The organism is Cryobacterium sp. 10I1 (assembly GCF_035019805.1).
Taxonomy (GTDB): Bacteria; Actinomycetota; Actinomycetes; order Actinomycetales; family Microbacteriaceae; genus Cryobacterium; species Cryobacterium glucosi.
The window spans coordinates 1-10,248 of the sequence record NZ_JASJVF010000115.1 but is presented as its reverse complement, the minus strand read 5'-3'; the positions used below and the strand labels follow the sequence as shown (position 1 = coordinate 10,248).

Annotated in this window: 10 protein-coding genes and 1 pseudogene; 7 read left to right on the top strand and 4 right to left on the bottom strand. The window is 68.1% G+C overall.

Annotated elements, in window-relative coordinates; genetic code table 11:
• The 5 genes from QN345_RS11150 to QN345_RS11130 form a co-directional block, all read left to right on the top strand.
• Nucleotides 1-1,606: trypsin-like peptidase domain-containing protein (locus tag QN345_RS11150; protein WP_416347662.1), on the top strand; the 1,606-nt coding region annotated here is incomplete at its 5' end.
• Nucleotides 1,607-1,805: 199 nt separating this feature from the next.
• Entirely contained in the window at nt 1,806-2,792 is a 987-nt protein-coding gene (locus tag QN345_RS11145) for a glycosyltransferase family 2 protein (RefSeq protein ID WP_134445827.1), read from the top strand.
• On the top strand, nt 2,789-3,616 hold the full coding sequence (locus QN345_RS11140) for a CDP-alcohol phosphatidyltransferase family protein (protein WP_134445826.1): 828 nt from the start codon (nt 2,789-2,791) through the stop codon (nt 3,614-3,616). Before QN345_RS11145 ends, QN345_RS11140 begins: the two co-directional genes overlap by 4 nt.
• Before the next feature lie 3 nt (nt 3,617-3,619).
• A complete protein-coding gene (locus QN345_RS11135; protein WP_134445825.1) occupies nt 3,620-4,498 on the top strand; it encodes a glycosyltransferase family 2 protein in 879 nt (292 codons plus the stop codon).
• Between the two features lie 24 nt (nt 4,499-4,522).
• On the top strand, nt 4,523-5,749 hold the full coding sequence (locus QN345_RS11130; protein ID WP_322188161.1) for a hypothetical protein: 1,227 nt from the start codon (nt 4,523-4,525) through the stop codon (nt 5,747-5,749).
• 8 nt (nt 5,750-5,757) lie between these two features.
• Here QN345_RS11130 and QN345_RS11125 read toward each other — a convergent pair whose 3' ends face one another.
• Complete coding sequence (locus tag QN345_RS11125; RefSeq protein ID WP_241987400.1) at nt 5,758-6,789, bottom strand: hypothetical protein; 1,032 nt, start codon at nt 6,787-6,789, stop codon at nt 5,758-5,760.
• A gap of 117 nt (nt 6,790-6,906) precedes the next feature.
• Between QN345_RS11125 and QN345_RS11120 the strand changes: the two genes are divergently transcribed.
• The gene (locus QN345_RS11120) at nt 6,907-7,182 is read left to right on the top strand and encodes a helix-turn-helix domain-containing protein (RefSeq protein ID WP_134445823.1); all 276 of its coding nucleotides are present in this window, start codon (nt 6,907-6,909) and stop codon (nt 7,180-7,182) included.
• A gap of 6 nt (nt 7,183-7,188) precedes the next feature.
• Here QN345_RS11120 and QN345_RS11115 read toward each other — a convergent pair whose 3' ends face one another.
• Genes QN345_RS11115 through QN345_RS11105 form a run of 3 tightly spaced genes read right to left on the bottom strand, consistent with a single transcriptional unit; the run spans nt 7,189 to nt 9,506 of the window.
• Nucleotides 7,189-7,971 carry an ABC transporter ATP-binding protein gene (locus QN345_RS11115; RefSeq protein WP_134445822.1) on the bottom strand — a complete coding sequence of 261 codons (783 nt, stop codon included), beginning with the start codon at nt 7,969-7,971 and terminating at the stop codon, nt 7,189-7,191.
• Complete coding sequence (locus tag QN345_RS11110) at nt 7,971-8,771, bottom strand: ABC transporter permease (protein WP_241975384.1); 801 nt, start codon at nt 8,769-8,771, stop codon at nt 7,971-7,973. Before QN345_RS11110 ends, QN345_RS11115 begins: the two co-directional genes overlap by 1 nt.
• Before the next feature lie 42 nt (nt 8,772-8,813).
• A complete protein-coding gene (locus QN345_RS11105) occupies nt 8,814-9,506 on the bottom strand; it encodes an NTP transferase domain-containing protein (RefSeq protein WP_134445821.1) in 693 nt (230 codons plus the stop codon).
• A gap of 258 nt (nt 9,507-9,764) precedes the next feature.
• Here QN345_RS11105 and QN345_RS11100 point away from each other — a divergent pair.
• Nucleotides 9,765-10,248: pseudogene (locus QN345_RS11100) on the top strand (hypothetical protein); the annotation flags it as partial.

Here is a 10,248-nt window from a genome sequence, read left to right as displayed (position 1 = left end):
GGCCAACGCCGCCGTCCCCGCCGATACCACCGAGTACCCGGCCCCCTCCGCGAACGCGGACAACACGACCGAGGTCGTCGGCTTCCCGCAGGCCGCGCAGCCGGTTGCAGAGCAGCCGCAGGGCGTCGTCGCCCAGCAGGCGTCCGCCCCCGCAGACGTCCAGGCCGCCCAGGCTCCCCAGCAGCCCGTCGCGAACGCGTCGAACCAGATCACCCAGCCGACGCTTCCCTACGCGACGGATGCCTTCGGACGGCCCCTCGGCGGAGCCGACGGCTCTGTCCCGCCGCACTTCGCAGCATCGGCTGCACCCTTCTCCTACGCTCCCCAGGGTGGCGGCCCGAACGGACCGACCGGCCCGTCGTCGGCCCCCCATCCGAAGGACCCGGCCCGCCGCCGTGCCGGACTCAGCCTCGTTGCGGCGCTCGCGATCGGCGCCCTCATCGGCGGCGCATCCGGCGCCGGCGTGATGGCGCTCCTTTCCGGAGGCCAGGGCAACGGCACCCCCGTCAGTCAGGCCCAGGGGTCGAGCACCGTCGTCGTCAACAACACCGAGAGCGTCAACCAGATCACGGCAGCCACCGCGAAGGCCATGCCGAGCGTCGTCACCATCAACGCGACCAGCGGAACCTCCGGCGGCACCGGTTCCGGAGTCGTCCTCACCTCCGATGGCTATGTCCTGACCAACACCCACGTCGTGACACTCGACGGCGCGAGCGCAGACGCGACCCTCGAAGTCACGGCCAGTGACGGGAAGGTCTACAAGGCGACAATCGTCGGCACAGACCCGATCTCCGACCTCGCGGTCGTCAAACTGACCGACGCGAGCGGCCTCACCCCGATCAACTGGGCAGACTCGAGCAAGCTCAACGTCGGCGACACCACGATCGCCATCGGCGCACCGCTCGGCCTCTCCGGAACCGTCACCGACGGCATCGTGAGCGCCCTCAACCGGAGCATCTCGATCGCCTCATCGGCGGCGCCCACCACGGACACGCCGGACACCACGGCCCCGAGCACGGACAACCCGTACTTCTGGAACTTCGACCTCCCGAACAAGGACGGAAGCGCGCAGTCGACCACTCCGAGCACGACGAGCAGCATTTCGCTCTCCGTAATCCAGACGGATGCCGCGATCAACCCCGGCAACTCCGGCGGCGCCCTGCTCAACTCCAAGGGTGAACTGATCGGCATCAACGTCGCCATCGCCAACGCGGGCGGGTCCTCCTCATCGGGAACGGCTGCCGGAAGCATCGGCGTCGGCTTCTCGATCCCGTCGAACCTCGCCAAGCGCGTCTCCGACGAGCTCATCGCCAACGGCAAGGCCACCCACGGGCTGCTCGGTGCGAGCATCACGAGCGCGACGAGTGACACGAGCAGCACGGTCGGCGCCCTCGTCAGCGAGGTCAGCTCCGGTGGCGCAGCCGAGAAGGCGGGCCTGAAGAAGGGCGACGTCGTCACGAAGTTCAACGGAGTGCCGATCACCGACGCGAAGGATCTCACCGCCCAGGTGCGGGTACTCGCCGCCGGCGCCACCGCCGACCTCGTCTACGTCCGCGACGGCAAGTCGTACACCGTGACCGTCACGGTCGGGGAACTGTCCAGCTAGCAGCTCCCGTCCTCCTTCCACGCCCTGCGCCGCCGGTCATCGACCGGCGGCGCAGTCGTGTTTCCGCTCCGGTGCGCCAGCCGTCAGGAGGCCCCCAAAGGGGTGGGCTGGTAGTCTGGACAGTCCGCAACGGAATGGACACCCGATCGAACAGGCAGCACACACCGGCGAAGCGCCCCTGATCGGTGTCTCCTACGTGATGCCCGTGCTCAACGATGTGCTGCACGTCCGGGCCGCGGTGACGAGCCTCCTGGGCCAGGATTACACCGGTCCGTTCGACGTCACGCTGGCCCTTGCACCGAGCATCGACGGCACGGAGGAACTCGTCGCGGAACTCGCCGAACTCGACCCGCGCATCCGTGTCGTGCCCAACGAGATCGGATCGACCCCTGCCGGCCTCAACGCCGCGATCCGTGCATCCGCCTACCCCGTCGTGATCCGGGTCGACGCCCACTCGGTGCTGCCGAGCGACTATGCGCGCGTCGCCGTCGATACCCTCGAGCGCACCGGGGCGGACAACGTCGGCGGAGTCATGGACGCGCGGGGCACCGCTCCGTTCCAGCGCGCCGTCGCCCGGGCTTACGGCACCCGGATCGGCCTCGGCGGAACGCCCCTCCACGTCGGTGGGCCGGAGGGCGCCGCAGAGACGGTCTACCTCGGCTGCTTCCGCCGCGACAGCCTCCTGCGTGCCGGGCTCTTCGACGAGACCATCAAGCGCGGCCAGGACTGGGAGCTCAATCGGCGCCTCCGCGAGCAGGGTGGCACGGTCTGGTTCACACCGAGGCTGCGCGTCGTCTACCGGCCGCGACCGAGCCTGTCCAGACTCGCCCGCCAGATGCTGTCCACCGGAATGTGGCGCGGGGAACTCGCGCGGCGCTTCCCCGCAGACAACGGCATCCGCTATTTCGTGCCTCCCGTGATGGTGCTCCTCGTCACCGCCGGAGTGGTCCTGGGCTTCGCCGGCGTCGTCGTACCGTGGCTGCTGCTGGGCTGGATCGCCCCGGTCGGATACCTGCTCGTCGTCCTCCTGGCCACCGTGGTCGTGACTCGCCCTGATGGCGGGCGCTCCGGCGCCTGGTTCCTTCTAGTCTTGCCCTGTATCCACTTCTGCTGGGGTTTCGGCTTCCTGCTCGGATACCTGAAACTCACCAGCAATATCGCGGCACGGACCGGGAGACACCTATGACATCCCACTCACATTCCACCGGTCGGGTGCGCCAGCCCCGGCCGACGTCGATCGCCGAGTTGCGGGCCGTCGCGCAGCCGCCCGAGGTACGCCTGCGGGCGAACGCCGAGCACTGGACGGCCTCGCTCTACCTGCGCGACGTGTCGCCGTATCTCACCTGGCTGCTGCTGAAGACGAGCGTGACCGCGAACGGTGTCACGGCGCTGATGATCCTCGTCGGCTGGTCGACCGCTGCGGCGCTGCTCATCCCCGGTGTCTGGGGGGCCCTGCTCGCACTGATCCTCGGGCAGCTGCAGATGCTCGTCGACTGCTGCGACGGCGAAGTCGCGCGCTGGCGAGGCGAATCGTCGCCAGCCGGGGTCTTCCTCGACAAGGTCGGTCACTACTCGACGGAGGCGCTCATTCCGATCGCGTTCGGCATTCGCGCGGCGGCCTACCCGTTCGAATCGCCGGAGGATTTCCTCTGGACGACTCTCGCGTTGCTGCTCGCCCTCGTGATCGTGCTCAACAAGGCGCTCAACGACATGGTGCACGTCGCCAGGGCGAACGCGGGGCTCACCAAACTCGCCGACACGCGCGGTGAGCAGACCCCGACTCCCGGCAGGATCGCCCAGCTGCGCAGGCTCGCCCGGTTCCTGCCGTTCCACCGCCTGTACCACTCCGTCGAACTCACGATCCTGATCTTCGCCTCCGCGGTGATCGGCCGTTTCGTCGGCGAGCCTCTCATGGACCGGATCGTGCTCATCGCTCTCGTGCCCCTGTCGATCCTCGCTCTTTTCGGCCATTTCGTCGCAATCATGGCGTCGCGCCGCGTCCGGTCCTGAGCGGTGAGCGACACCGTGCTGCCGAGGGTCGGTGTCGTCGTGCTCACCCAGGGCACCCGGCCGGATGACCTCGCCAGCGGCATCCGCTCGGTGCTCGCCCAGCAGGAGGTCGTCCTCGACGTGGTCTGCGTGGGCAACGGCTGGGTACCGACCGGGTTACCGGGTGCCGTCCAGGCGCTGGCCCTGACGGAGAACCTGGGCATCCCCGCCGGTCGCAATCGCGGCGTCCCCCTTGTGACGGGCGAGTACCTCTTCTTCCTCGACGACGACGCGAGCATCCCGGACCCCCGGTTCCTCAGTCGCGCGGTCGCGCAGCTCCGCGCGGACCCGTCGATCGGCCTGCTGCAACCCCGGGTGACCGATCCCACGGGCGCGGCGGCGCCGACCCGCTGGATTCCGCGCATCCGTAAGGGAGCCGCGACAGAGTCCGGCGCCGTCTTCTCGGTCTGGGAAGGTGCCGTGGTGATGCCCCGTGCGGTCTTCCTGGCCACCGGAGGCTGGGCCGAACCGTTCTTCTACGCTCACGAGGGCATCGAACTGGCGTGGCGGGTCTGGGACCAGGGGCTGCGCACCTGGTACGCGGGAAACCTCGAAGCAAATCATCCCGTCATCCAGCCCACCCGGCACGCCGACTACTACCGGCTGAACGCGCGCAACCGGGTCTGGCTCGCCCGGCGCAACCTGCCTGCCGTGCTGGTCCCGGTCTACGCCGGTTCCTGGCTCGCGATCCAGCTGCTGCGATTCCGCAGCGACCGGCCGGCACTGCGGGCCTGGCTCGCCGGATTCCGGGAGGGCTGGCGCAGCAACCCGGGGGAGCGGCGGCCGATCAGCGCCCGCACGGTCTGGCGGATGTCCCTGGCCGGCCGTCCCCCCATCGTCTGACCCGGTGCTCGGTACTCTGGAGGGATGACCATTCGAAAAGACATCGGCCTGGCCGTCAAGCTGGTCAAGGATGTCGCCGCGTCGCGCCGGGCACAGAAACTGCTCGCCGGCCGGCTCCTCGGGGACGGTCCGCTTCCGCTCGGCCGTTTCAAGATCGCGGTCTACTTCGCCGACGGCGCCGTCAACCTGTATCAGATGCGGCAGTGGTACCGGCCGCTCGCCGTGCTCGCCGAGACCTGGCCCGTCATCGTGTTGAGCCGCACCGGGACCGGGGCGCTGCCGATGTCCGAGGAGTGCCCGGTGCCGGTGACCTACGTGCGCAAGGTCGCCGACCTCGAGCGGGTCGTCGCGGAACAGGACATCCGCATCGTGTTCTACGTCAACCAGAACGCCCGGAACTTCCAGATGATGCGCTACCCGCGGTGCTGGCACGTGTTCATCAACCATGGCGAGAGCGACAAGATGTACATGGTCACGAACCAGATCAAGGCGTACGACTACGCCTTCGTCGCCGGTGACGCCGCCCTCGCCCGTCTCGACCGGGTGCTCTGGGACTACGACTTCGACAAGCGGGCGATCACCATCGGCCGCCCGCAGGCGGACCACTACAGCGGCGTGCTTCCGTACGTTCCCGACGACCGGCAGGTCGTGCTCTACGCGCCGACCTGGGAAGGAGACCGGCCCACCGCGGCATACGGCTCGATCGCGAGCCACGGCGTCGCACTCGCCACTGCGCTCCTCGCCTCGTCGCGGCATCGCCTGATCTACCGGCCGCACCCGCGCAGCGGGGTCACCGACGAGGCATACGGCGCAGCCAACCGCAGGATCATCGCCCTGATCAAGGCGGCGAACGCCCGCGATCCCGCCGCTCACCACATGTACGACACCGGTGCGGAGCTCGGCTGGCAGCTCGCGGCGGCGGACGTTGCCATCGTCGACATCTCAGCCATGGTCTACGACCGGCTCGCCGCAGGCAAGGCCCTTCTCGTCACCCGCCCCGCCGATCCCGCTGCCGAGATCGACACCGGCGGGTACCTCGCGGCGTGCGAATGGCTCGACGCGTCCGCCGCCTCCTCGATCGTGGGCACGGTGGATGCGCTCGCGCACGACCCGGAGGCCGAGGCCCGGTTGGGTGTGGGGGTCGAACGCTACTTCGGCGACGCGGCACCCGGTGCGGCCACCGCTCGCTTCCACGCGGCCGTGCAGCACCTGATGGACGAGTGGGAGCGGTTCGACGCCGTTCGGCCCTGAGCGGCCTGCTACGGTCGCGGAGAGGAGGCCGGTTCGCGGGGAGACACGTCCTGCCCGGCGGCCGCGTGATCCGAATCCGCGTGAGCCGAATCCGGGTGATCCGCCGTTGCGGTGCCTGGAACCCCTGACTCCAGCGGTCGGCCACGGCGCAGCAGCCGCGGGACCATGCGGGGGAGCACGGTGAGGGTGCCGTGCCCGAGCTGCCCGAGCTGGGTGATGCGGTGGCCGGCGGCGACCCGCAGCGCGCCGGCACGGCCGACTCCCTCGAGGCCGCCGCCCTCGCGCACGATCGCCTCGCGTATGCGCGGGTCGAGTTCGGGACGGAAGTCCGCAGGCGGCTGGCCGAAGGCGAGCCGGGACGAGGTCAGCACCCGCTTGCCCAGAATATGGTTGCCGGCGCCGCCGACGACGGCGCCGACGCCGAAGGGGAGCGCCTTGCCGACGAAACTCGCGGAGCCGCGGGTCGCGAACTGGCGGATGAACGAGCTCTTCAGGCGATCGGTGAGCGGACCCATGATGGCGCGCGGAATGCTCGCGGTGACGAGTTCGCCCCAATAGGCCGTTCGGACCGCACCCGTTCCGCTGAACTGGCCGGCAAGCTGGCGGACGAGGTCGGAGCCCTCCCTGCCGAGCATCATCGTCATGACGAGGGCGCGGGCGCGCTCCGGGTCGTCGACGGCAATACCGTGCACCTCGCTCACCGACTGGGCGAACAAGGCTGTCGCTTCGAGGAACCCGGCGGTCTCGACGCCGGACAGTGCGAGGGTCACCCCGGTGCCGACGCCGGGAATGACGGCCGTCGCCCCGACGGCCGCGCCGCCGGTCGTGACCATGGCGAGGTAGCGGCGTTCGAGGATCCTGATGATCTGTGCGGGGTCCGAGTCCGGTGAGCGCCGGCGGATGCCGCGGATGTGGGCGAGCACAGCCGGGCGGTGGATGGCCATGACCCGGTCGAATCCCCGGATGATGCCGGTCGGAAGCTGGCCGCCCTGCGGCAGACCCCCGGTCGTCGAGACGAGGGGTTTCACTCTTCGTGCCATGTCGATGCCGTCCTTCCGATTTCCGTCGAGTTTACGTTGCCGGTCTGACAGGGGAAGGTATTCACATCTTTTCCCCGGCCACTGGCGGTTTTCCCACTTCAAGCCTATAGATGGAGGATGCCGGAGCCGAAGTCAGAAGCGAGCCGCCTGCTGGGACTGCGCCTGCGGCAGCGCCGAACGGAACTCGAGCTCAACCAGGAGTCTGTCGCGCACCGGGCCGGACTCAACGTGTCCAATTACGCCAGGATCGACCGCGGCACTGGGAATCCGACCTTCCACACCCTGATCCGGCTCGCGGACGTGCTGAGCCTCGAGGTCGGGGACCTCCTCACCGGCCTGACCAAGGAACAGCTGCCGCCCGATCGCGACAGCCTCGCCATCGTCGATCCTTGAGCCGGCTCAGGCGGGCCGCACGCCGTAATCGGCGTCGTACCGGGCGAGGACCTCGTCGAGTGGACCGTCGAGGACGAGCGCGCCCTTGTCGAGGTAGAGGCCCCTGGCGCAGAAGCGACGCAGGTCGCGTTCGTTGTGCGAGACGAAGAACAGGGTGCGGCCGCCGGCGAGCAATTCCTCGATCCGGCGATAGCACTTCTCCCGGAAGGCCTTGTCGCCGACGGCGAGCACCTCATCGACGAGGATGATCGGCTCCTCGAGCCGGGAGATGACCGCGAAGGCGATGCGCACCTTCATACCGCTCGAGAGGTGCTTGTACGGGGTGTCGACGAAGTCTCCGATCTCGGCGAAGTCGAGAATCTCGTCAAAACGCTCGCCGATCTGTTTCTTCGTCATGCCGTGCAGGCCCGCCGTGAGATAGACGTTGTCGCGCACGGTGAGGTCATCGACGAAACCGCCGGTGATCTCGATCAGTGGTGCGACGCCCTCCGTCACCCGCACAGTGCCCTCATCGGGCAGGACGACCCCGGTCACGAGCTTGAGCAGGGTCGACTTTCCCTGGCCGTTGCGACCGACAACGCCGATGGCCTCTCCGCGCTGCACCGTGAAGGATACGGCGCGCAAGGCCCAGAATTCGCCGGGTCTGGTGCGCCGGGCCCCGCTCGCGAACAGGTCCTTGAAGCTGCGCCTGCCGCGTCGGTTACGGCGAAAACGGATGCCGACCCCGGCCAGGGCGATCACAGGCGCCCCGGTCACGGCCGATCCCGGCGTCCGGACTGTTCCCGTCATCACAGCTCCTTCAGGACCGCGCGCTCGGTGCGCGTGAAGACCAGCAGCCCGAGTCCGAGGAAGGCGACGGACATGGCCGCGCTGACGCCGACGGTGAACCAGTCGAGGTTGCCGGGGAAGAAGGCCGCCCGGTAGAGGCTGAAGATGCCGCTGAGGGGATTGAACGCCGCCCAGAAGTGCAGCTGGTGCGGCAGGTCCTGGGTGCTGTAGATGATCGGGGATGCGTAGAACAGGAAGCGCAGGATGAGTTTGACGGCGCGTTCCAGATCGCGGAAGAACACGACGAGCGGCGCGACGATGAGGCCGACCCCCGCCGTGAGGATCGCCTGGATCACGATGGCGAGCGGGAAGAACACGATTTCGACGCTCGGCCGGGCGCCGGCGAACACGGCGAACAGCACGAGCACCGGGATCGAGGCGAGGAATTCGATGCCCTTGGAGAGCACGAGCCGGTTCACCCAGATGGTGCGGGGGATCCGGGTCGACCGGATCAGCTTCGCCTCGCGCAGGAACGCGCGAGTGCAATCGGAGACGGTTCCGTTGAACCACATCCAGGGCAGCAGCGCGCTGAGCAGGAAGATGATGTACGGCTCGTGCCCGACGCCCCGGTGGAACACCTGGGTGAACACGAACCAGTAGATCCCGGCCATCACGAGCGGGTCGAGGATCGACCAGAAATAGCCGAGGAACGAGGTGGAGTAGCGGACCCGCAGGTCGCGCTGGGTCAGGAGCCACAGTGAGTGGCGGTAGCGGGAGAGAGCGGTGAGCTGTTCAGGGCGCACTTCTGCGTAGCTACTCACAGACTCCACTCTAGATGTTCACAAAATCAGGGTGAATGCGAATCAGACGAACAGGTTCGCGCGCTCGAGGTCTTCGGCGAAATCGACCTCGACAGCGTAGAAGTCGGAGATGTCGAGGGGTTCGATCAGCAGGCCGTTCTTCTCGATCGCGAGTTCGATGCCGCGCTCGAAGTAGTCCTGGTCGTTCACCCTGGCGAGATGGCGCACCAGGATCGCCTTGTGCGCACTGGAGATGAAGTTGATGCCAACGGCCTCTCCGAGTCCACCGGTCACGGTCTTGGAGAGTTCCCTGATGTATCCCTCGTCGTCGGTCGTGTACTTGACCTCTTCTTCGGACACCTGTGAGGTGTTGACCGTCACGAAAGACTGGTCGCGTTCGACCATGGCGTGCGCCCGATCGAGGACGGCGGGATCGAAGACGACGTCGCCGTTCATCCAGAGCACCCCGCCCGCGCCGGAGGCCTGCAGGGCGCGCAGGAGGCTCTTGGACGTGTTGGTCTGGTCATATTCCTCGTTGTAGACGAAGGATGCCTGGGGGAACGCCTCGATGATGTGCTCGAGCTTGTAACCGACGACGATGGTGACGCGGGCCAGGGATCCGAATGCGTGCTCGATGTTGTCGAACTGCTGACGCATGATCGACCGGCCGTCGCTGAGTTCCGTGAGCGGCTTGGGCAGTGAACGACCCAGTCTGCTGCCCATTCCCGCTGCCAAAATGACTACCTGGGTGGCCATATTTGTCTCCTTAACAGTGTCGGGCTACCTGCGCCCGGTTCGAAAAATGTCGAGCCAGTTTGCCTGTGGTTCACCTCGTCTTTTCCGTTCAGACACACCAACATGAAAGGGTCAGTCTACCCGAAGTGCCCCTTTCGGGTGCCGCCGCGTGGAATCGGCCCCGGTGAACGGGCCGGATCGAGCGCGTTTTCGGCGGGATTCGCGCCCGCCATCCAGTCTTGTCGGAGGGTCGTTGGTAGGGTTGGCGAGGTGACTCACGTGCCTCCCAACTCCGAGCCCAACGAGCCGACCACAACTGTGCCCGCGTCCGATTCGGCCCCGTCGAACGACGCAGCCACTCCGGCGCGTCCGGCCAAGACGACGCCCGACCGCGCAACCTCGGCGCGCACCGCTTCACCCCGAACTCCGGCAGCCCGAACCCCCGTCGCCCGAACCCAGAAGCCCCGCGCCAGCCCGGTTCGCAAGGTTGCCGCGGCTCCCCAGAAACCCGCTGATCCGGCCGAGCCGTCCCCGACCCATGTCGCCCCTGCGGCAGGAGCCGCGGCCAAGACCCGCACGACCGCAGAAAAGGCCGAGACGGCCGCTCGTCAACGCGCCGCGAGGGCGAGCGCGGCGAAGTCGCGTGCCGCGAAGGCTGCCGTCGTCCGTGCGGAGGCCCTTGCCGCCGCGGAAGCCCTCGCCCAGGCGCAGGCCGAGGCGGAGGCGGAGGCTCGTGCCCGTGCCGAAGCCGAAGAGTACGCAG